The sequence below is a fragment of the Providencia sp. CIM-Carb-044 genome, assembly GCF_033901115.1.
GTDB lineage: Bacteria > Pseudomonadota > Gammaproteobacteria > Enterobacterales > Enterobacteriaceae > Providencia > Providencia hangzhouensis.
Genome location: NZ_JAXADV010000001.1, coordinates 123,896 through 145,620, shown reverse-complemented (window position 1 = coordinate 145,620; position 21,725 = coordinate 123,896). Strand labels below are relative to the sequence as shown.

Here is a 21,725-nt window from a genome sequence, read left to right as displayed (position 1 = left end):
AGAATAGCGAGTTAATCTCATTTCACTCTAGATGGAATCTCACGTAATAGAGGTTCCATTTTTCCTGATGAAGGCGTATTCACGCACTTAAAATGCTAACAATATTAAATATTTATAATTTACTGTTTACTTCAACTACTTACTTCAACTACTTACTACTTTTTGCTTTTATAACATGAAATAAGCTCATGACTTATTCATGCTTTTTTGCAACCAATATGGGTCACCCACCATACACCCAAGATAAGCGGCTTTATGACAAAGGCTCTTAGATAACTGCACCATAACCTCATCATTCATTTGTGCAGCAGGCAAACTTAAACACAAGGCATATAACGTATTTTGTGCAGGGTCGAACACCGTGCTGGATATGGAAGCGACTCCGGCAACGGATTCATCCATCGAAAATTCCCAGCCACGATCTGCCACTAAGTCCAAACGCTCAACTAATTTACCCCGTTCTTCTTTTGGCTCACGGTCGATAATTTTTGACCGCTCATTTAGCGGTAACCTTGCTAATAGTGCACGCCCCGTTGACGTTCCCAGTATGGGTAAGCGGGTACCCGGTTGAGTGATCACTTGCAGCATGCTATTACCAAAACGTGCATGAACAACACGAACCATATCATCATCAAGTGCTGAGACATAACTGGTAAACCCGCTATCTTTCGCAAGTTCATCAAGTGCTTCAAGCATCATATCGATTAGCGGGTTCATCCCCCTAGCCCGATGAGCTAATTCCATAATCAGCAAACCAGGTCGATATATCGGTGCATTGTTTTTCTTTTCCAGCAATCCGAGTTCAGCCATTTGCTTTAAAAGACGGGAGGCCGAGCTTTTTGGCATACCTAATTCATTAACCAACGTTGTCACCGTCAGTTCATTACCTGAACGTAAGAACAATTGGTAAACATCAACCACGCTAGATAAAATACTCATGACCCTAAACCTTGGGTTAATACACTGTAGCTTTGTGGCTTTCTGTCTCTCAGATAAGGCACTTTTAAACGTGTATGGGCTTGGTTTAAAAAATCAACCTCACCGATTAATAGCTCTTCGCCCTCACAGCTCGCTTCACAAAGTACTTGGCCGCGAGGACCTAAAACCTTGCTACCACCAAATAAATGCAGATCTTCTTCATGACCCCAACGGTTCACTGCAAGTAAGTGAGTTCCATTTTCTAGTGCTCGACAGGCGCTATTAATATCCCACACATCTCGGTCTTGAACACACCAAGCTGAAGGGGCTAATAACAATTCCGCGCCTTGTAATGTTAAAATTCGTGCGACTTCTGGAAAACCCATGTCATAGCAAATCATGATACCGATTTTACCGATCGGCGTTTCAAACACAGGGAAACTATCACCTCGTCCAAACCATTGTTTTTCTATGCCGAAAGCATGAACTTTACGAAAAACACCACTAATACCCTCACACCCCGGGTTCCAAACACCGACAGAGTTATAGATATCGCCTAAATATTCACCGCGCTCAACAAAACCGCTAACAATAGTGATATTTAAACGAGTAGCAAGTTCGCTAAATAGCGTATAAGTTTCACTTCCGATGGAATCGCTTAAATCCCACAACTTAGTGGTCAGTAAGTCACCACGGTAACCCGTTGTCGCCAGCTCAGGGAAACAAATCAGTTTTGCCCCTGAATCTGCGGCTTGTTGGCACAACTGTGCCATGCGTTGTAAATTATTGGTTTTATTGGCAAGTTCTGAATCAAACTGAGCCAGAGCAACTTTAACTTTTGTACCTGACATTGTTTAATCCTTAATCTAAATGAGAGACTTTGCGAAAGTGTACCGTTTCAACACCTCTCGCTTTCGCCTGCCAGCGCATGCCTATCCAATAAGCAACTGCACCAGTAATCAAAGAGTTAAGCGCTGGGATACCGTAGTCTGCATGCAGCGGACCTAACTCTGATGTCCCCCAGCCAACCAGTACTGCGATCACCCACACCACGAGTGTTACTGGGTTATATGCTTCACAACTCGGTGGTAATATGCCTTGCTCTCGAGTGATATCTAGTTCTTTGCGATCACGTTTTAACAAGTAATAGTCAACAACCATAATCCCTGCGACAGGAGGAATGGCTATTCCTAAGTAAATTAAGAAACCGATAAAGTTATCTAAGATCCCTAACATTGAAGCGATTGTGCCAAAGATACCAATCACCCACGTTAAATAACGACGGTCAAAACGCTTATTAAATATGGCATTTAACAGTGTTGAAAAACCTAACGATGATGAATACAAATTGATATCATTCATTTTTATTGTTGAGAAGATAACAATCGATGCACCTAATAGGCCTGTCAGCGCCATCATTAAATCAAATACTTGGCTTGTACGTAATGACAGCGCCATTAGTACCGCTATCATATTGACCAGTAACTCACCAAAAAATGTGCCGATAAGCGTCATCCAAAACACATCTTTAGGCCCTTTCATGAAACGGCTGATATCGGGTGTTGTCACTGCTGCAATAATAAAACCACCAGCAACCATTGTGATGGCCGCAGGCATAGTCATTAATGGCCCGGCGGGTTCAGTGTCATTAATAAGCGTACCAATATCTTGACCTGATAATAAATTATATGTCGCCCAACTAACGCGAATAAAAATAGCGGCGTTGAGATATTGGCAGTAATAGATAAAAATCGATACCCATATACTGTTATAACCGTCACCGCAATACCTGTAATAAGTGACCAAGTCCCTGGTGTTAGCACATTAGTCGCTTTATACATTCCATCCGCAAAGAAACCATTTTGGACGCCAAACCAGCCCATTAAGGAGATAGCAATTGCGCCACCAATGAGTGCTGAGCCTAACTTACCAAAACCCGCCCACCGAGACAGTAGGCTGATTGACATTCCTTCGCGGCACGCAGCCGCTCCAAGCCCCCAGCTGACAACCTGTAAAATTACAGATCCAAGCATCGTTGCCCAAAACGCCTGCCAAAAAGTTAACCCATACCCAAGAGCCGCACCTAACATAACTTGTGAAACACAAGCTAGTGCGCCAATTCGTAGAATTAACACTTCATAGAACGGCCTACGAGCACTTTGGGGTACCCGAGCCAAAGAATAATCTTCACCTGCTTTATTCGCCATATCGCACCTGCTGTGTGGTTGTCTTTGCTTAGTTTTTTACTGGCTTTATTATAAGTTCCATTATATGGAACTAGGTTTCATTTATTCTACAAGGCAAATCATATCCATGATCGATACCAATTCGCAAGTAGAATTTATCTTTTCAGACAGTTTTTTATTATGAAATATTTTAAGAAACGAGGGAATATACAGACTGAAAAAAATATTATCGGGAAATGAAGGAGTTAAAAATAACGCATTTAATTAGCAGAATTTAATTGAGGAACTTGGTTCCGAAAAATGGGACTATCCCTAAATCAAATTATTTACAAGCAGATGATTCACATATTGATAATTGACCTTAAAACTGAGTTACACAGAAAGTAGAGCGAAGGAATTTAGCTTATCCTTCGCCACTCAAAAATCTCACTAAGAAAAATTATTATGGGTGGCTGATCTAAAAACTATCCATGGTTAACTTAAAGTGAGTATCCATCTTTAACCCAGTTGCCACAAAGTCTTGTTTTTCAATTGACTCTAAAATATCAAAATGAATATCAATGATCTTTTTATGTTCATCATGGTTGTTTTGGTTTAATAAACCAGCTGAAATAGAACCACCTAATGCGCCTCTTAATGCTTTTAGCATCAATGCATATAACGGATTTTGTGACATTTCAGCTAATGTTAAGTGAAAATCAATATCACTTTCGATGAACAAATCCCAATCATTAGAACTCAACAAGGACTTCCTCATTTTATCTGCAATTTTTCTTAACTTGATATAATCATTTTTATTTCCATGCATTGCAGCCAACACTGCAGAATCAACTTCAATCGCACGTCGAAGGCCTAAGATTTGCTGATAATTAACCTGCTGAGTCACAATGGCATGGTTAAAAATAGTTTCTAACGGGTTTGAGTTAATTTTTTGTATTTTAGGTTTTTTGCCACTACTAATATCTAAAATACCTAATATAGAAAGGCTTTGAAAAGCCTCTCTAACTACCCCCCTGCTCACCCCTAAACGTTCAATAATCTCTTTTTCACTCGGTATTTCATCACCTGGATTTAGGTTTGATTGAGATATTAAAGATAGAACATAGCTTCTAACTTGTTCTGAAAGTGTTTGTTTTTCAATTAAAGGATGCAATCTAACCCCCAAAATTAGCAATATCCATTTGATTTAAAATCAAAAAAATAATCTTCCTGTGATTAAAACAATAATAAAACTAGAGTCGTATCACAAAACCTATATTAACCCTCTTTTAATATTAAGGCTAGACTGTTAGCCTGTATGACAGGTTTACAGCCAAACAGTAAGATTAAGACCTTAGATACATAGGAATATGAAATGAATAAAGATAATGATTTGTTTGACAAGATTAAAAAGGAATTACCCGTAGCTCTTCTAGGGGATATTTTAGATGAAATAGGATTACACCATCAGTTCTTACCTCCTATACTCAAACCTTTATCTGAGGATATGAAGATTGTAGGTCGAGCAATGCCTGTACTAGAAGCTGATTACATGTTACCGCCTGACGTTACATCTAATGGGCCATTAGGAAATAAAGATTTCGGTATTATGTTTGAAGCACTAGATAGCTTAAAGGAAGGTGAAGTTTATATCGCTTCCGGTTCTTCGCATAATTACGCCCTGTGGGGTGGATTAATGTCGACAAGAGCTAAAAAACTTAACGCTGCGGGCGCTATTATTTATGGCTATTCAAGAGATAAGAGAGAAATACTAGAACTTGATTTCCCTGTATTTTCATTAGGTAGTTATGCTCAAGATCAAAAAATAAGAGGTAAAGTATTAGATTATCGAGTTCCAATCAAAATCAATAATATTTTAATTGAACCAGGTGATTTAATTGTTGCCGATGAAGAAGGCGTATTAATTATTCCTAAAAATGTAGAGTCTTACGTTATTGCAAATGCATTTGAAAAACAAAAAATGGAGAATAAAGTACAAAAAGAAATAGCAAATGGAATGGGTGCTGTAGAAGCATATAATAAATTTGGCGTCATGTGATAAACATAAAAATAGATATGTCTTATTAAATTTAATAATAAACATATCATTATATCAAAGGTGATTTATGTTTAAAAAAATAAGATGGAATTTAGTTTTATTTATTTCTCTTGGAGGAATGATAAACTATATGGATCGCTCTGCATTTGCTATTGCAGCTCCTGTTTTTTCTAAAGATTTAAACTTAACACCAAGTGAAATGGGTATACTTTTCAGTAGTTTTTCTATTGGATATGCTTTATTTAATTTCATTGGCGGATACGCATCAGATAAATATGGTCCCAAAAAGGTTTTTGCCGTAAGTATGGCTCTTTGGTCTATCTTTTGCGGCATGATCGGGGTAACTGTTGGTTTTATCTCTATGCTTATTATCCGAACTTTATTTGGTGCAGCTGAAGGCCCCTTTGCAGCAACACTCAATAAAATGGTTAATAACTGGTTCCCTAAAAAAGAAGTTGCTACTGCTATAGGTATAGCAACTGCTGGTAATCCAATAGGTGGAGCTATTGCTGGCCCTATAATGGGAATATTAATAATTACAACTGGTTGGCGTGTTGCATTTTTTATACTTGCTGCAATAGGCTTTATATGGCTAATTGGGTGGTTAAAAATAGCTAAAGATAAACCGGAACAACATAAAAAAATATCAAAAGAAGAATTAGAATATATTTTATCTGACGATAATAATGTAGAATCAAAAACCACAAATACTATATCTAAACCATTATCTTTTTATATAAAGAGTCCGACTATATTAGCAACAACTCTTGCATTCTTCAGTTTGAATTATATTTTATTTTTCTTTTTATCATGGTTTCCAAGTTACTTATCTAATGTTCAAAATCTCAGTATAAAAGATATGAGTATAGTAAGTATTATACCTTGGCTATTAGGTGCTATTGGAATGGCTCTAGGGGGAATACTTTGTGACTTTGTTTTAAAGAAAACAAATAAACCATTATTCTCCAGAAAAATCGTGTTGGTTAGTTGTCTAGGAATATCGGCAATCCTTGTCTTTCTTGTCGGTAATGTTACTCGTGTTGAAAGTGCCGTAGCACTCATGGCATTCGGAATATTTTTCTTATATTTATCTGCTACAACCTATTGGGCAATTCTACAAGATACCGTTGCAAAAAATAATATTGGTGCGGTTGGTGGATTTGTACACGCAATGGCAAATGTTGCCGGAATTTTAGGCCCTATTATTACAGGCTATATCATTGAATGGTCTGGAATGTATAGCATCGCATTTTTTGTGGCAGGTGGAATCGGTATTGTTGGCGCAATCAGTGTCGCATTATATGTAAAACCACTAAATCTCACTAACTAAGAAATTTTCAAATTAAAAGGTTAATAATTATGAAACTAGGATTTGGTTTATATCGACATATGCTTAATGATGAACATTATGCTTTTGCAAAACAATGTGGAGCAACTCATATCGTTGTTCATATGGTCGACTACTTTAACAGTAATGAACGATTTTCACGTAGCGACCAGCCAATTGGCGATAATGATGGCTGGGGAACGGCTGTTGGTGATGTCTGGACAGTAGATGAACTAATAAAAATCCGTGACCGGATGCAAGAGTTTGGCTTAACATTTTATGCAATTGAAAATTTCGACCCTTGCCACTGGGATGATATTTTGTTTGACGGCCCTAAAAAATTAGAACAGCTTGAAGTCGTCAAAAACATTATTAGAAATGTAGGGAAAGCAGGTATTCCTGTCTTTGGATATAATTTCAGTCTGGCAGGAGTCGCAGGGCGAGTTATCGAAAACAAAGCACGAGGAGGTGCTCAAACTGTTGGTTTATCTGGCATCAATGAAGACATTCTAGAACCAATGCCGGATAATATGGCATGGAATATGAAAATCAATAACCATAGTGCTGGTTATCGTCCTGAAACAACAACAGAGCAACTCTGGGAAAGGTTAACCTGGTTCTTAAACCATATTATCCCTGTCGCTGAAGAAGCAGGCGTTCGCCTAGCTGCTCATCCAGACGATCCTCCACTAGAGTTTGTCAGAGGCCAGCCAAGGCTCGTCAATCAACCTCACTTATATCAAAAATTACTAGATATAAAACCAAGTAAATCAAATGCGCTAGAGTTTTGTCTTGGAACCATTGCCGAAATGTCTGAGGGCAACGTTTACGAAGCAGTACAACAATATGCAAGTCAAGATGCGATGGCATACGTCCATTTTAGGAACGTTAAAGGTAAAGTGCCACACTATCATGAAACCTTCATTGATGAGGGCGATATTGATATGTTGAAGGTATTAACAATATTAAAAGAAAATAATTATACAGGTGTATTAATCCCTGACCATACGCCACAAATGTCATGTGATGCGCCATGGCACGCAGGTATGGCTTATGCGATGGGATATATGCAAGCATTACTTAAAGTACTGAAATAATATATAAATAATGCTCCATGCACTATTTTGATAAATGTGCATGGAGAGCTTTATACGAACAATTTATTCCCTCGCCAACGCATCAATTGGGTTCAAGCGAGCTGCATTTCGAGCAGGTAAAAAGCCAAAAATAATGCCAATGGCTGTTGAACAAACAAAGGCACTGACTAATGCCACCGGGTCAAAAGAAAAAGTCCAGCCTGGTAGTGCCATTTGAGCCAATAAACTAATCCCATACGATAGGCCAATCCCCATCAACCCGCCCATTAAACAGACTAGTACGGCTTCGATAAGAAATTGCTGCATCACATCGCTAGTCCTAGCCCCTACCGCCATGCGAATACCAATTTCTCGCGTCCTTTCGGTAACAGAAACCAGCATAATATTCATCACACCAATACCACCAACCACCAGCGAAATAACCGCGACTAATGTTAGAAACAGTTGCATAGTCTGGGTGGTTTTTTCCGCTGTTTTTACAAAAGTGTCAAGGTTATAGGTGAAAATATCCTTTTTACCATGGCGCAACGTGAGTAAGCGGGTCAGTTGCTGTTCTACCGTTTTCGCATCGTAACCATCTTTCACCCTAACAACAAAGCTCTCATAGTATGGACGGTTCAGAATTTTACTATTCACCGTAGTATCCGGTAACCAAACCGATAGCGACTTACTCGAACCAAAAGTCGATTTTTTCTCTTCAAGCACACCGATAACCGTTACAGGCATATTACCAATGAGCAAAGTTTCGCCAATAACATTTTCTTGTTTAGGGAAAAAGCGGCGCTTAGTATTGGCATCAATAACCACCACTTGTGCGCGCTTATCCACCATATCTTGCGTGAAACTCATACCTTCTGAAAATTTAGAGGCATAAACATTAAAATAATCCCGACCAACACCGGTGAGCTGTGCCGAAGCGTCAACATTCCCTTTTCTTAAGCGTGTTGAGTGGTTGAGCTCGCCAGAAATCGCGTACACATAAGGCTGTTTTGCTAATGCATCAATATCTGAGGCTCTTAAGGACTGACGATTTTTTGCATCATCGTACCCAAAGTCTTCCCCTGGATAAATTGAAATGGTATTCGTCCCGATTGATTTTATATCATTAAGGACCATACCTTGAGCAGCATCACCGATCACCATTATTGATACCACCGACGCAATGCCAATGATAATCCCCAGCATAGTCAGCAATGTACGCATCTTATTAACGACCATGGCACGCCAAGCCATTAATAAGGCCTCACTAAACCGACCATACGCCTGAGCTAAAGAGAATTTTCGTGGGGGAGCTTTTGGTAATGAATTTGTTCGTTTCGTGGCTTTGCTACCCGAGTCATTCAAAATCTCGCCATCTTTAATTTCGATAATACGTTCCGCTTGTTGAGCAATTTCAGGGTCATGCGTGACAATAATTACGGTATGCCCTTGGGCACAGAGGTCTTTTAAAATATTCATGACCTCTTCCCCCGAATGGCTATCCAGTGCTCCTGTTGGCTCATCTGCGAGAATTATCTGCCCACCATTCATAAGAGCGCGAGCAATACTCACGCGCTGTTGTTGCCCACCAGACAACTGACTTGGACGATAATCAACTCGCTCCCCTAACCCTAGACGCTGTAATAGCTGGGCTGCTCGCTCACGACGTTGGTTTTTACCCTCCCCTGCATACACCGCAGGCACCTCAACATTTTGTTCCGCGCTTAAATGACTCAGTAAATGGTAACGTTGAAAAATAAAGCCAAAATGCTCTCGGCGCAGTTCTGCCAATTGATCGTTATCTAACGTTGCAACGCTTTGGCCATCAATGAAATAATTCCCTTCAGTTGGTTTATCTAAGCACCCAATAATATTCATGAGCGTGGATTTACCTGAACCAGAAGCACCAATGATCGCTACCATCTCACCTGCATTAATTTGCAGTGAGACATTTTTTAAGACTGTAACTCGGTTTTCGCCTTCCCCGTAGCGGCGAGTGATCCCTTGAAGATCAATTAACGCAGACATAGTTAGTATTCCGTCTCGCTATGGCCAATGACCACTTTGTCACCTTCATTTAGGCCTTTGGTAATTTCCACATACACATCATTTCGACCACCAATTTCAACGTGTTTTTTCTCGACTTTATTGCCTTGAAGGATATCCACTTCATAGGTTTGTGGTGAAATTTCATTGCCTAATGCAGATAGCGGTAGTAACAGAACATTTTTACGTGACTCTAATTCAATAGTGACCTGAGCGGTCATTTGTAATTTCAATAAATGTTGCGGATTGGGTACCTCAAAGCGCGCATAATAGAAAATGGCATCATTGATTTTTTCAGGTGTTGGTAAAATATCTTTTAGTTGCCCTGAGAATTTTTTATCTGGAGCGCCTAAGACGGTAAACGAGGCATCTTGCCCAGGCTCCAAATAAATCACATCGGCTTCAGAAACTTCCGCTTTTACTAGCATCGTGTCTAAATCCGCAAGTGTTAAAATCGTTGGTGCTTCCTGAGCAGCAATAACCGTCTGCCCTTGTAATGTTTTAATAAAGGTGACAATGCCATCCATTGGAGCCGTAATTTGAGTGTATTTCAAATTTGTTTTTGCCGAATCTAAAGTGGCTTGGTTACGCTTAATTTGCGCTTGATAAGTGGCAACTTGCGCTTTTTTCACTTCTACATCAGTTTTGGCTTTATCAAGCTCTTGTTGGGAAACGGCTTGCTGTTTCGCTAGGCTTAAATGACGTTGATAAGTCAGTTGAGCAAGGCGAAGTTCCGCTTGAACTAATGATAGATTCGCTTCAAGTTCACGAGTCATCGCTTCAGACTCAGTCACATCATTTTGGGCTTTTTTCGGGTCAATAACGGCTAATAAATCACCTTTTTTAACATAATCACCCTCTTTGACATACAGAGTTTGTAGTTGCCCACTCACTTGAGCCCCCACATCGACTTTACGTACAGCGTCAAGTTTTCCCGTTGCCAGCACTTGTTTATCTAAATCGCCTCGAGTGACATCTACGGTTTGAAAAACCTCTTCTTCCTCACGATTAAAAAGAAACCCAGCAGTGACTAGGGCAACAATAATGATTGCCAAATAAATCGGCCACTTTTTCTTAGGCTTTGCCTTCATGTTTATTCGCTTCCTATGAACAAAAAGAGGGCATTGCCCTCTAAGATCGCTGACAACTTGTAAAAGGAGGTGACTTTCCAATTTGTTGCCAGCTAAAAACTAATGATCAAATTATATATCACTTAAGTTATCAATTGATTCAACATGAGATAAACCTAAGAGTGGGATTTCTCAATAATCCATCAACAACCCGTAAAATTTATCGATATCACCATTAATTTGCTTTACCCCTTGCCAACCATGCCACACGAGAAAACATACTTTTCAACTGTAGAGGGATACTATCTGGACCTAACTCAGCCGCCCGATTAACAGTTGCTAACGCTAAATCTGGCTTCGATGTACGAGAGATCGCCTTAATAATCACTCGCCTTGTTGAAACTTTCGCATTATCTGGAATATCAGCAATTTCATGATAAAGTTTTCGAAACCCTTCACGATATAGGAAATGTTCCATATCTGGTGCGGGTAGCATCGTTAGCCTATCCCTATCTGAGGAATTAATTTTATTAGCATAATGCGTCGCTGTTGCCGCATATTTACGCCCTGCCTCATCACCATCAGTTAAAACATGCCATTCAATTCCCATTTTATTGGCAAACTTTAGCAGTGGTTTCAAACCACTTTGCGCAAATGCAATAACTTTTATTCCTTCTGTTTCAAAGTAATAGTTACACTGGCGCGAGAATTCATTCATCAGCCAAATTTCAGTTTCCCCTTCAACTAATAACCAACAGCGAGCGAACAAGGCTGACGGACGATTAAAGCGAATATGGAAAGAAATTTTACGTAATTCTTCAGCACTCAAATCATTTTCATTTAAACGATAAGCTGAAACCTTATTCGTATTACGAACCAAACGACATAAATCCTCCAAAGGCGCTAATGAAAGTAGCTCCCCTGAATTCGTCGTGGTGATCCTCTGTAGAGAAAATAAGCTAAATAAGCCCCATGCAATGGAGAGCATAATTGGGTGCAAACGCGTTTCAGGGTCTTCAACAATAATCAATGGCCGAGCGTATTTATCTAAATGAATATTGCCCTTTGATTGTAATAAAGAAGAAAACATCCCTAAAATGATTAACCGAATATTACGTTGATTTGGTTTGGCAATTAACCGGTTAATATTATCAAGCGCTTTCCAACCGCGTTTACGCGGTTCTATTTTAACCATTGAATTATCTGAACGAATAATATGGGAGCTTTGCCCAGAGAAGTAATGGCTAAGCAACTGTTGCATGGCATCAACCCCATCACAGAGATCTTCATCACTTAAGCGTTCAGGGTTGTTGACCAATGCGCTAGTGAGTTCCTTAATACGAGCATTAAATAAGTCACGTACCTCTTTTTGCCCTGAAACAATCGTTTCTGGATTAAGTGAGTGTAAAAAACGCGCATCACGAAGGCGAATAACAGGATACAACCGAATAATTTCTTTAATATATTTACCGACGTTGTCCAATGAAAGTTTATTACCACCTGCATTTAAAAAGCTTTTATCGACAACTATCGTGTCATCATCTTTAAGTTCTGCACTAACACGATAAAAAATATGTTTAAGGTCATCACCGTTATCTACCCAAACTGAGGCTAAGTTATGAAAACGATAGGATTGATGACGCCCTTTGCGGCGTTCACAAAATTTTAAGACTATCTGCAATGAACGGTAACGTGACTCATCATTCCCTGCGGGATAGTGAAAATCATGAAGACTGAATTGGTAATCTATATGTTCAGGAGAAAGAAGAAGGTCAAGTGCATCAAGTAAGCTCGACTTTCCCCATGAATTCTCGCCAACTAAAACTGTACTGTTATTCAGTTCTAATGAAAGGCGGTTAATCCCTCTAAATCCGTATATTTCCACACGTTCCAGGTACATATCACTCTCCTTGGAATATTTTTAGTTCACCCTAAATATTATTAGTTTTCATTACATATCGGGTGATTCCGTCAATTGGATATACTAAAGAACAATATTTAGAGCTTACCGATTAACCTTCTTTATTACTATAACTATGTATGTAAAATAAAAATTCTTCATAGCAAAATAGCAAACTATGTTGAGCATCTAATTGCAGTGTTATAAAATAGTAAAACTTTTATTTTTAGTGTTTTTGACCTATTTTTTATTAGTTAGCCAATAAAAACATTTTATAACAAAAAGAACTTTTAGCACGGGGCGTTAAATCGGGTTTGTACTTCAATAACCTAAATAAATAAAATTGTATAACCCTTTGTTTATATTTAGCTAGTCGATGAGATAACCTCTAAGGATGCGGCCATGTATTCAGGACTCTTAATTATTCTTCTACCATTAACGCTTGGTTATCTTATTCCTATTAAAAACAAGCAAATTCTCCATCGAGTACACCAATCCTTGAATTCAATGGTGTATGTTATTTTATTTTTAATGGGAATTACTCTCGCACTTCTTGAAAATTTAAGTGTTCACTTATTTTCTATTTTAATTTATGCAGTTACCTTTTTTGGTTGCATATTTTCATTGAATGTAATCTCACTGTTATTGCTGGATAAATTTGATCCTTGGAAAATTCCGCAACATAAACAAGAAAAACCACCTTCACGAATCAAAATGGTACTCGAATCCTTACAGTTATGCGGAGTGTTACTACTCGGATTTGTCGTTGGCCTAACTCATTTTGATTTTCTGCACTATGCCGACAAAGGGAGCCAGTTGGCATTAATGCTACTGCTATTACTCGTCGGTATCCAGCTACGTAACAGTGGCATGAGCATCAAGCAAATTTTAATCAACCGCCGCGGTACAACCATTGCGTTTGTCATGGCGGTCAGTGCATTAGCGGGTGGTGCGTTAGCCGCGTTCTTACTAGACCTTCCCGTGAAAATGGGGTTAGCGCTGGCTTCTGGCTTTGGCTGGTACTCATTAACAGGGATTGTCCTCACCGATGCTTATGGCCCAGTCATGGGGAGCGCTGCTTTTTTCAATGATTTAGCAAGGGAACTTGCTGCAATCATGCTTATTCCAATTATTATTAACCGTTACCGCTCAACCGCTCTTGGCATTTGTGGTTCAACATCAATGGATTTTACACTGCCTGTTTTACAACGCAGTGGTGGGGTTTCAATTGTCCCTGCTGCTATTGTTCACGGCTTCGTACTGAGTCTTATTACGCCAATTCTCATGGCCTTCTTTACATAGGTAAAATTTCAGTCACAATAGCTGTTAATTTGCGTGAATCAGGAAATTAACATGACAGATAAACAACGTGTTTTAGTGTTGGGCGCTAGTGGTTATATTGGTCAGAATCTGATCCCTAAACTCATTGAGCAAGGATATGACGTAACAGCAGGAGCACGTCGTGTTGATTGGATGTTATCTCAAGGCTGGCAAGATACCCAATGCATTTATGTGGATCTTCATGACCCCGAAACATTAAAAGGTGTCATGGAAGGTATCGATATTGTTTATTTCCTCGTTCATAGCATGGCCGACCAAGCCAATTTAGTCGAGCGTGAGCGTGCAGCCGCTCGCAACGTGCAACAAGCCCTCGAAGGCTCAAGTGTTAAACATGTTATCTATCTCAGTGCATTACAACATGGGCATACCTATTCACCACACCTAATTGCTCGACGTTTAACCGGTGATATTTTACGTGAAAGCCAAATTCCTGTTACCGAAATCCGCTCATCAATTATCGTTGGGTCTGGTTCTGCCGCATTCGAAATTATGCGTGATATGGTCTACAACTTAGCGATTTTAACGCCACCACGTTGGGTTCGTTCTAAATCGTCACCTATCGCCCTATCGAATATTTTGTATTATTTAACGCAACTGGCAAAAATACCAACAACTGAGAATCGGATTTTTGATGCAGGTGGCCCTGAGTTTATTAGCTACCAAGAGCTATTTAAGCGCTTTATTAAAGTCAGTGGTAAGCGGCGTTTACTTATTCCTATTCCTATTCCCATCAGTATGATCTCCGTACATTTCATCAGTTTGATCACCTCCGTACCCCCGTCAATCGCTAAGGAGTTAATCCAAGGCTTGCAGCACGACCTCCCCGCGGATGATAAAGCGTTACGAGAACTGATCCCCCAAACCTTAATTTCTTTTGATGATGCCGTTAGAACGACTTTAGCAGAAGAAGCCGATGCCGTTGATAACGCAGATTGGGGTTATGACCCAGAAGTCAGAAAACGCTGGCGTCCCGGCTATGGCTATTACCCAAAACAAGCGGGAGCAACCCTTGGAACAACAGCCAGTTCAGAATCGCTTTGGTATACAGTGCAACAAATCGGCGGAAAAAACGGCTATTTCTATGCCAATGGCCTGTGGAAAACTCGCGCCATTATGGACGATATGATGTTAAATAAAGTGAAGTACGGCCGCCCCGATCGTGAACAGCTCCAACTCGGTGATGAGATTGACGGCTGGCGCGTAATTAATCTTGAACCTAATAAACAACTTAGCTTGTTATTTGGTATGAAAGCCCCAGGACTTGGCCGCTTAACTTTTACTATTCATGATAGCGGGAACCGCCGTTCAATTGATGTTAGAGCATGGTGGCACCCAGCTGGCTTTTGCGGCCTACTCTATTGGTTTGCCATGATGCCCGCACATTTATTTATTTTTAAGGGAATGGCAAAACGCATCAGCGAACTGGCTTATGAGCGAGATAAACAACTCGCTAAAGAACAGCAAGCAGAGCAACTGACCGTTAAATCGGAATAATTTTAGCGTAAAAACCAAATTTTTATGCAGAAATTATTGCATAAATATGCTCATAGGATTAATATCGCGGGTAGTGAAATAAGATATTATTGGTACACATGAGCATTCAATTAAAAAACATCAACTGTTTCTATGGTTCCCATCAGGCACTCTTTGATATCAATCTAGAGTGTTCTGCTGGTGAGACTATGGTATTACTTGGGCCAAGCGGGGCTGGTAAAAGCTCATTGTTACGTGTCCTCAATTTATTAGAAATGCCACGTTCAGGCCACTTGAATATTGTGGGTCAGCAATTTGACTTTTCTTCAGCTCCAGATGCGAAAGCGATTCGTGAGCTGCGTCAAAATGTAGGGATGGTATTTCAACAATATAATCTGTGGCCTCATCTGAGCGTTATGGACAACTTAATTGAAGCACCTTGCCGCGTGTTAAAATTATCAAAGCAAGAAGCGCAAGCAAAAGCGTCTAAGTTATTAGAACGCTTACGGTTGTCGCAATTTGCTGATCGCTACCCCTTACATTTATCGGGTGGTCAGCAACAGCGTGTTGCGATTGCAAGAGCGCTAATGATGGAACCAAAAGTTTTATTATTTGATGAACCAACCGCGGCACTTGACCCAGAAATCACCGCTCAAGTTGTTGATATTATTCGTGAACTATCTGCGACTGGGATTACACAAGTCATCGTCACTCACGAAGTGGAAATTGCTCGCAAAACCGCTAGCCGTGTCGTGTATATGGAAAACGGCCATATAGTAGAACAAGGGGATGCAAGCCATTTCACTGCACCTCAAACAGAAGCATTTGCAAATTATCTGTCACATTAATAGATATAGGATTAAGCAATGAAAAAAATTATATTAGCTGCACTGCTGGGCGCTGTAACCCTATCTGCAACTGCTGCGGAAAAAGAAACCATCCGTTTTGCAACAGAAGCGACTTACGCACCTTTTGAAATGTTCGATAAGAATAACCAAATCGTTGGCTTTGACGTTGATTTAGCCAATGCAATGTGTGAAAAAATGAATGCAACTTGTACATTTACTCACCAATCTTTCGACAGCTTAATTCCTAGCTTAAAATTCCGTCGCTTTGAAGCATTAATGGCAGGTATCGATATTACCCCTGAGCGCCAACAGCAAGTAGATTTCACTGAGACTTACTACCCTAACTCAGCAGAATTTATTGCTGTAAAAGAAAAAATCAGCTCAGTAGACCAATTAAAAGATAAAAAAATTGGTGTTCAAAACGGAACCACTCACCAAAAATACATCATGGAACAACATAAAGGGATGACAACCGTTCCTTATGATAACTACCAATCTGCTATTTTAGACCTACAAAATGGCCGTATCGATGCCGTCTTCGGTGATACCGCAGTTGCTGACGAATGGTTAAAAGCTAAAGGTAACGAAAACTTAGCTGCTGTTGGTGAAAAAGTGACTGATCCACAATATTTCGGTATTGGTTTAGGTATTGCTGTTCGTAAAGGGAATAAAGAGCTGTTGGATAAAATGAATAAAGCCTTAGCTGAAGTTAAAGCAGACGGCACTTATGATGCTATCCACAAAAAATGGTTTCAACAGTAATTGATATAATTAATGAGCAACTTTCTATTTTTAACAAGTGCCGCCGGTATCACCGTCGGCCTTGCTGTTTCTGCACTGGTTTTGGGGCTGATCCTCGCCATGTTATTTACTGCGTGGGAGTCCGTCCGTTTTAAACCTATTGCCTTTTTAGGGACTTGCTGGGTTACTTTGATCCGCGGTCTGCCTGAATTATTGGTCGTGTTGTTTGTTTATTTCGGTACATTACAACTGATCAATTTGTTTGGTGATGGGTTCGATATAAACCTCGGTTTTTGGCAAACCACTATTCAAATCGACCCCAGCATTTTCTTTGCTAATAGTGGCGAATTTGACTATACCCCATTTGTTTGTGGTGTTATTGCCCTTGCCTTGTTGTACGCCTCTTATGCATCACAAACATTAAGAGGAGCTTTAAAAGCAGTACCTTATGGCCAGTGGGAAGCAGGTTTTGCATTAGGTTTAAACAAACGCACTATTTTCTTTCGGTTCATTATGCCGCAAATGTGGCGCCATGCGCTTCCAGGCTTAGGCAACCAATGGCTTGTATTATTAAAAGATACCGCGTTAGTTTCACTCATCAGTGTTAATGATTTGATGCTACAAACAAAAACAATCGTCAATAGAACTCACGAGCCATTCACATGGTACGCCATTGTGGGTTTGATTTACCTTGCCATTACGTTAGTCAGTCAAGTTATCTTAAAACGTATTGAATTGCGTACTACTCGCTTTGAGCGAGGTGAATCAAAATGATGGATTTAATTTTAGATATTCTTCCAGGGCTACCAACCAGCTTATCACTAACGTTTAGCGCACTCATTGTGGCTTTTATCTTAGCGATATTATTTACTTTAGTTCTCTCGCTGAAAACCCCTGTGGTTTCTCAAGCCGTTAAAGTCTATATCACGCTTTTCACTGGTACGCCGTTATTGGTACAATTTTTCTTAATTTATAACGGCCCAAGCCAATTTAAATCATTGCAAGATTATCCCATGTTGTGGGAGATTATTTCCACACCTTGGGTCTGTGCAATGGTTGCATTGGCCTTAAACAGTGCGGCTTATTCCACTTTGTTATTCCACGGTGCAGTTAAAGCCATCCCATCAGGCCAATGGCAGTCTTGCCAAGCCCTTGGTATGAGTAAAATGCAAACCATGCGTATTATTTTGCCTTATGCCTTTAAGCGTTCGTTATCGTCCTATTCCAATGAAGTCGTCCTGATTTTCAAGAGTACGTCACTTGCCAGTACGATTACAATGTTAGATGTCATGGGCTATAGCCAACTGATCTTTGGTCAAAGCTGGAATGTGATGGCGTTTGTTGCTGCGGGAATTATTTATTTAGTGGTCAATGCAATTTTGACCGTTCTAATGCGTTTAATTGAACGCAAAGCGTTGGAATTTGAGCATAGAGGCTAGTTTTATCTCACTTTAATAGAAAGCTTGGTATTAAAACCAAGCTTTTTTTATATTATCTATCAATGAGTTAACCGTTTTAATAAAGTCAATACCTCATAATGCGCCGTATGAGGAAATAAATCAAACAACTGTACCTTACAGACTTGATAGCCAGCCAACAGTTGTAAATCTTGCGCCATGGTTTGTGCATTACAGCTAGAATACAAAATATATTCAGGCTGCACATGGGAAAGGAAATCGCATAACTCTTTACCAATTCCTCGGCGTGGCGGATTGACTAAAATAAGCTGAGGGATATCCTGATTCGCCGTGGCAAAACGCGTTGAATCAAGGGCTTTAAACTCAACATGCTTTAATCCAAGTTCATCCGCTGATTGCTGTGCGCTGGCAATCGCTGGCGCACTGATTTCTATCCCTGTTAAGTGAGTGTCTTTTTCAGCACAGTGCAGCCCAAAGCCGCCCACGCCACAAAACAGATCCCACAAGCTATCGATATCTAACGCTTTAACCCATTCCCTCGCGGTTTGGTATAATTTTGCAGCCACTATAGGATTCGTTTGGAAAAAACCTTGTGGCCGAATAAATAAAGGGACTTGATTAAACTCTTCACGAAGTGTGCGCTGCTCCGTTAAGAAAATCTCATCCTCACCTTCAAGTATTGCCATATGCACGGGTTGAATATTGGCGGTGATCACCGCAAGCAGTGGCAACTGTTCTTGTAGCCATGGCAGTGCCTTTTTTAACTGCTCAATTTTTTTCTCTGAGCGCAACACAAACCGCAGCATGAATTTCCCAGAGTAATGACTTTGGGTTAATAATAGGTATTTTAATTCACCGCGTTTGCGCTCAATGTTATAAGGCGTCAGCCCTGCCCTTGCAATAAAAGGAATAATGGCACTAAACACATCAGAAAAGGCATCTGGATACAACGGGCAGTCCGTTAAATCTACACCTTGCCCATCTCGCCCAACAATACCTAAAATTGGCTTCTCAACACTACCACTAACGACCATTTTGGCTTTATTGCGAAAAGCCGTTTGCGGCCCTGTCACTGGAGGCTGAAATAAAGAAGTATCAATAGCAGGTAAAAGAGCCTGTAGTTGACTCTGCTTTTCAATAATTTGCTGTTCAGGAGTTAGTGTCAGCCATTGGCATGAATGGCATTGCCCTGTGGCATATTTTTCACAATGCATAGCAAAAACTTAGTGGAGAATGACTGAAGGTTTGTCATCAAGAGAAAGCTCAGAGCCTTCTTCAGAGCTGTCATCATCTTCACTAAAGTCATCTTGATTTGCATACAACAAATTATTGCTAAAGATTTCAAAGACAATAGCTGAAATTTGCTCTTCCGCTTGCTGTAAAAAATGGCAGAATTGACGATACGTCATTCCTGCTTCTAATGAAAATGATTGGCTAACAATCAATTTAGGCAAGTTTTCATTGTTTATTTCAAGGAAAACTTTTGCCGTTAATGAGCTGGCATTAATTTGGCTGATATTCGCCACTAACGTCACAATCGCTGTCGGTTTGAGCTCAGCTAATGCAGACAACACCAAAACATTATTTAAAATATCGAGCTTTGCATCAAAAATACCGTCTATATTTTGCATATGAGGTAAATGTAATGCAGAGCAGGAATCACACTCGAAATAAGAGGTTTTGAGTTGGTCTAACCATTCACGTAACTTAGTGATGTCAGGGTAACAAATAGAATCCATGGATAGTAACCTTCTTCAACTCAAAATAGTCGTGCAATATCGATTTGTTAGGGTTCTGGCACATTTTCCCCTAACTAAAAAACGAATAATTCTCACACATTGTAGAGCGAAACACCAGTAAAACCACGCTCAATCTACTTATTCATCTGGTTTATTATCTGTAGAGTCTGGCTTTTTAGATACATTCTTTTCTGGTTGTTTATTATCAATGCCCAAAAAACTCAGGCCATGAATTGCTCGCCAGACAATATTGACCATTGCGGGCACCAAACAGCCAATGCCGACCATAATCATGCTCACGATCGCCCCTGGCTGCATTAAAGGCTCCGGCAATGTGATATAGTCATTTGTTGCTAACAAAACAATAATAAGCAGAATGATCCCCACACCTTCTAACACGATAATGGGCTTTGGCATGTCCGCCAGTGAACGCATTGTCCCTTTAGACTGAGGTTTATTGCTCATTCTTTTTCTCCTCTCATTATTGTGTCACTTTCTCAAACTGAGAATTATATGTCATACCTATAGGTATAACAGGAAAATTCGACTTTTATTTCATAACTTATGTAGGCATAGTATTGAGCATTGCAATTAGAATCTGAGCTCAAGATAAAAAGGAGATACTATGTATACTGTTATTTTTGGTCGTCCTGGCTGCCCATACTGTGTTCGTGCAAAAGAACTCGCTGAAAAACTGAAAAATGAACGTGAAGATTTTGACTACCGCTACGTTGATATTCAAGCTGAAGGTATTTCTAAAGAAGATTTATCTAAAACTGTTGGCAAACCTGTTGAAACCGTTCCACAAATTTTTATTGATGAGCAACATATTGGTGGATGTACAGATTTCGAAGCTTACGCAAAAGAAAATTTGAATCTATACAAATAATTAGCCCTTTCCGTTTTTCATCTCAACAAGCAAAGTTGTTCACTTATTTATAGGTGTTAACACTTTGCTTGTTCTTTTTGTGCTATTTAAGCCAAATTTAATAAAAATATTGTACTTTTTTTCATCTAGGTGAGAACTTTCTTTTTTAGACGGGGTCTTAATTAGTGCCACTGCTTTTCTTTGATGTCCCCATATTGAGGAGCCCGATAGCCAACTATTTGTTTTCATGCTATCGGGTTTTTTGTTTCTAACGGCTGGGTTCGCCTTGCAATGTAATGATTAACCTACGTTTTCCACCATAATTTCGGTGCTCACATAAATAAATCCCCTGCCACGTCCCCATGTTTAAACGCCCTTTAGTAATTGGAATAGTCAAACTTGCACCCAATAAACTGCTTTTTAAGTGCGCAGGCATGTCATCACTTCCTTCATAATCATGCTTATAATAAGGTTCATTTTCAGGAACGGCCTGATTGAAAAAGCTCTCGAAATCTTCCCTGACAGTGTAATCTGCATTTTCATTGATTGTTAAAGATGCTGATGTATGTTGAATAAAAATATTCGCTAAACCAACCTTGATTAAGCTAAGTTCAGGAAGTTGCTTGAGAATTTCTTCTGTCACTAAATGAAACCCTCTCGCTTTTGCGCTAAGTTGTATCTCTTTTTGCCACCACATCACTTTTTCTCCCTTGACTTATCTAAACTCATTACTGCA

22 protein-coding genes are annotated in these 21,725 nt (G+C 39.7%); 10 read left to right on the top strand and 12 right to left on the bottom strand.

The window, feature by feature from the left end; translation table 11 throughout:
* Positions 1-186 precede the first annotated feature (186 nt).
* The 5 genes from SJ312_RS00655 to SJ312_RS00635 all read right to left on the bottom strand — a co-directional run bounded on the left by SJ312_RS00655 (position 187) and on the right by SJ312_RS00635 (position 4,257).
* On the bottom strand, positions 187-939 hold the full coding sequence (locus SJ312_RS00655; protein ID WP_004256362.1) for an IclR family transcriptional regulator: 753 nt from the start codon (positions 937-939) through the stop codon (positions 187-189).
* Positions 936-1,769 carry a nitrilase-related carbon-nitrogen hydrolase gene (locus SJ312_RS00650; protein ID WP_319866693.1) on the bottom strand — a complete coding sequence of 278 codons (834 nt, stop codon included), beginning with the start codon at positions 1,767-1,769 and terminating at the stop codon, positions 936-938. Before SJ312_RS00650 ends, SJ312_RS00655 begins: the two co-directional genes overlap by 4 nt.
* Before the next feature lie 10 nt (positions 1,770-1,779).
* On the bottom strand, positions 1,780-2,583 hold the full coding sequence (locus tag SJ312_RS00645; RefSeq protein WP_319866928.1) for a cytosine permease: 804 nt from the start codon (positions 2,581-2,583) through the stop codon (positions 1,780-1,782).
* A complete protein-coding gene (locus SJ312_RS00640) occupies positions 2,541-3,125 on the bottom strand; it encodes a hypothetical protein (protein ID WP_319866691.1) in 585 nt (194 codons plus the stop codon). The genes SJ312_RS00645 and SJ312_RS00640 overlap by 43 nt, the downstream gene beginning before the upstream one ends.
* Before the next feature lie 436 nt (positions 3,126-3,561).
* Positions 3,562-4,257, bottom strand: a complete 696-nt coding sequence (locus tag SJ312_RS00635) for a FadR/GntR family transcriptional regulator (protein WP_036957917.1) — start codon at positions 4,255-4,257, stop codon at positions 3,562-3,564.
* Positions 4,258-4,458: 201 nt separating this feature from the next.
* Here SJ312_RS00635 and SJ312_RS00630 point away from each other — a divergent pair, with 201 nt between their 5' ends.
* From SJ312_RS00630 to SJ312_RS00620, 3 genes are all read left to right on the top strand, one after another.
* Positions 4,459-5,142, top strand: a complete 684-nt coding sequence (locus SJ312_RS00630) for an RraA family protein (RefSeq protein WP_112307803.1) — start codon at positions 4,459-4,461, stop codon at positions 5,140-5,142.
* Positions 5,143-5,209: 67 nt separating this feature from the next.
* Positions 5,210-6,472 (top strand): MFS transporter, encoded by a 1,263-nt coding sequence (locus SJ312_RS00625; RefSeq protein ID WP_094960665.1) that lies wholly within the window; start codon positions 5,210-5,212, stop codon positions 6,470-6,472.
* A gap of 29 nt (positions 6,473-6,501) precedes the next feature.
* Positions 6,502-7,566: a mannonate dehydratase gene (locus SJ312_RS00620; protein ID WP_004256393.1), complete on the top strand. Its 1,065-nt coding sequence runs from the start codon at positions 6,502-6,504 to the stop codon at positions 7,564-7,566.
* A 63-nt stretch (positions 7,567-7,629) separates the two neighbouring features.
* Here SJ312_RS00620 and macB read toward each other — a convergent pair whose 3' ends face one another.
* The 3 genes from macB to SJ312_RS00605 form a co-directional block, all read right to left on the bottom strand.
* Positions 7,630-9,573 (bottom strand): macrolide ABC transporter ATP-binding protein/permease MacB, encoded by a 1,944-nt coding sequence (macB, locus tag SJ312_RS00615; RefSeq protein WP_110591391.1) that lies wholly within the window; start codon positions 9,571-9,573, stop codon positions 7,630-7,632.
* A 2-nt stretch (positions 9,574-9,575) separates the two neighbouring features.
* Positions 9,576-10,682, bottom strand: coding sequence for a macrolide transporter subunit MacA (gene macA / locus SJ312_RS00610; RefSeq protein ID WP_094960663.1), 1,107 nt, complete (start codon positions 10,680-10,682; stop codon positions 9,576-9,578).
* Between the two features lie 214 nt (positions 10,683-10,896).
* Positions 10,897-12,561, bottom strand: coding sequence for a DUF2813 domain-containing protein (locus SJ312_RS00605; protein WP_094960662.1), 1,665 nt, complete (start codon positions 12,559-12,561; stop codon positions 10,897-10,899).
* Between the two features lie 402 nt (positions 12,562-12,963).
* On the opposite strand from SJ312_RS00605, the gene SJ312_RS00600 reads away from it, so the two are divergent.
* The 6 genes from SJ312_RS00600 to artM all read left to right on the top strand — a co-directional run bounded on the left by SJ312_RS00600 (position 12,964) and on the right by artM (position 18,403).
* Positions 12,964-13,863 (top strand): lysine exporter LysO family protein, encoded by a 900-nt coding sequence (locus SJ312_RS00600; RefSeq protein WP_004256402.1) that lies wholly within the window; start codon positions 12,964-12,966, stop codon positions 13,861-13,863.
* A 51-nt stretch (positions 13,864-13,914) separates the two neighbouring features.
* On the top strand, positions 13,915-15,396 hold the full coding sequence (locus SJ312_RS00595; protein WP_004256403.1) for a DUF2867 domain-containing protein: 1,482 nt from the start codon (positions 13,915-13,917) through the stop codon (positions 15,394-15,396).
* A 98-nt stretch (positions 15,397-15,494) separates the two neighbouring features.
* On the top strand, positions 15,495-16,223 hold the full coding sequence (gene artP / locus SJ312_RS00590) for an arginine ABC transporter ATP-binding protein ArtP (protein WP_004256404.1): 729 nt from the start codon (positions 15,495-15,497) through the stop codon (positions 16,221-16,223).
* 18 nt (positions 16,224-16,241) lie between these two features.
* Complete coding sequence (gene artJ, locus SJ312_RS00585) at positions 16,242-16,985, top strand: arginine ABC transporter substrate-binding protein (protein ID WP_004256405.1); 744 nt, start codon at positions 16,242-16,244, stop codon at positions 16,983-16,985.
* A gap of 12 nt (positions 16,986-16,997) precedes the next feature.
* Entirely contained in the window at positions 16,998-17,738 is a 741-nt protein-coding gene (gene artQ, locus SJ312_RS00580) for an arginine ABC transporter permease ArtQ (RefSeq protein ID WP_004256406.1), read from the top strand.
* Positions 17,735-18,403 carry an arginine ABC transporter permease ArtM gene (gene artM / locus SJ312_RS00575; protein WP_110591389.1) on the top strand — a complete coding sequence of 223 codons (669 nt, stop codon included), beginning with the start codon at positions 17,735-17,737 and terminating at the stop codon, positions 18,401-18,403. The genes artQ and artM overlap by 4 nt, the downstream gene beginning before the upstream one ends.
* A 59-nt stretch (positions 18,404-18,462) precedes the next feature.
* Here artM and rlmC read toward each other — a convergent pair whose 3' ends face one another.
* The 3 genes from rlmC to SJ312_RS00560 form a co-directional block, all read right to left on the bottom strand.
* Positions 18,463-19,596: a 23S rRNA (uracil(747)-C(5))-methyltransferase RlmC gene (rlmC, locus tag SJ312_RS00570; protein ID WP_110591388.1), complete on the bottom strand. Its 1,134-nt coding sequence runs from the start codon at positions 19,594-19,596 to the stop codon at positions 18,463-18,465.
* A gap of 9 nt (positions 19,597-19,605) precedes the next feature.
* Positions 19,606-20,121 (bottom strand): YbjN domain-containing protein, encoded by a 516-nt coding sequence (locus tag SJ312_RS00565; protein WP_096864157.1) that lies wholly within the window; start codon positions 20,119-20,121, stop codon positions 19,606-19,608.
* 138 nt (positions 20,122-20,259) lie between these two features.
* Positions 20,260-20,586 (bottom strand): YbjC family protein, encoded by a 327-nt coding sequence (locus tag SJ312_RS00560; protein WP_004256421.1) that lies wholly within the window; start codon positions 20,584-20,586, stop codon positions 20,260-20,262.
* Positions 20,587-20,746: 160 nt separating this feature from the next.
* On the opposite strand from SJ312_RS00560, the gene SJ312_RS00555 reads away from it, so the two are divergent.
* On the top strand, positions 20,747-21,010 hold the full coding sequence (locus SJ312_RS00555) for a GrxA family glutaredoxin (protein ID WP_004256424.1): 264 nt from the start codon (positions 20,747-20,749) through the stop codon (positions 21,008-21,010).
* Positions 21,011-21,257: 247 nt separating this feature from the next.
* Here SJ312_RS00555 and SJ312_RS00550 read toward each other — a convergent pair whose 3' ends face one another.
* Positions 21,258-21,686 carry a secondary thiamine-phosphate synthase enzyme YjbQ gene (locus tag SJ312_RS00550; protein WP_110591387.1) on the bottom strand — a complete coding sequence of 143 codons (429 nt, stop codon included), beginning with the start codon at positions 21,684-21,686 and terminating at the stop codon, positions 21,258-21,260.
* Between the last annotated feature and the right edge of the window lie 39 nt (positions 21,687-21,725).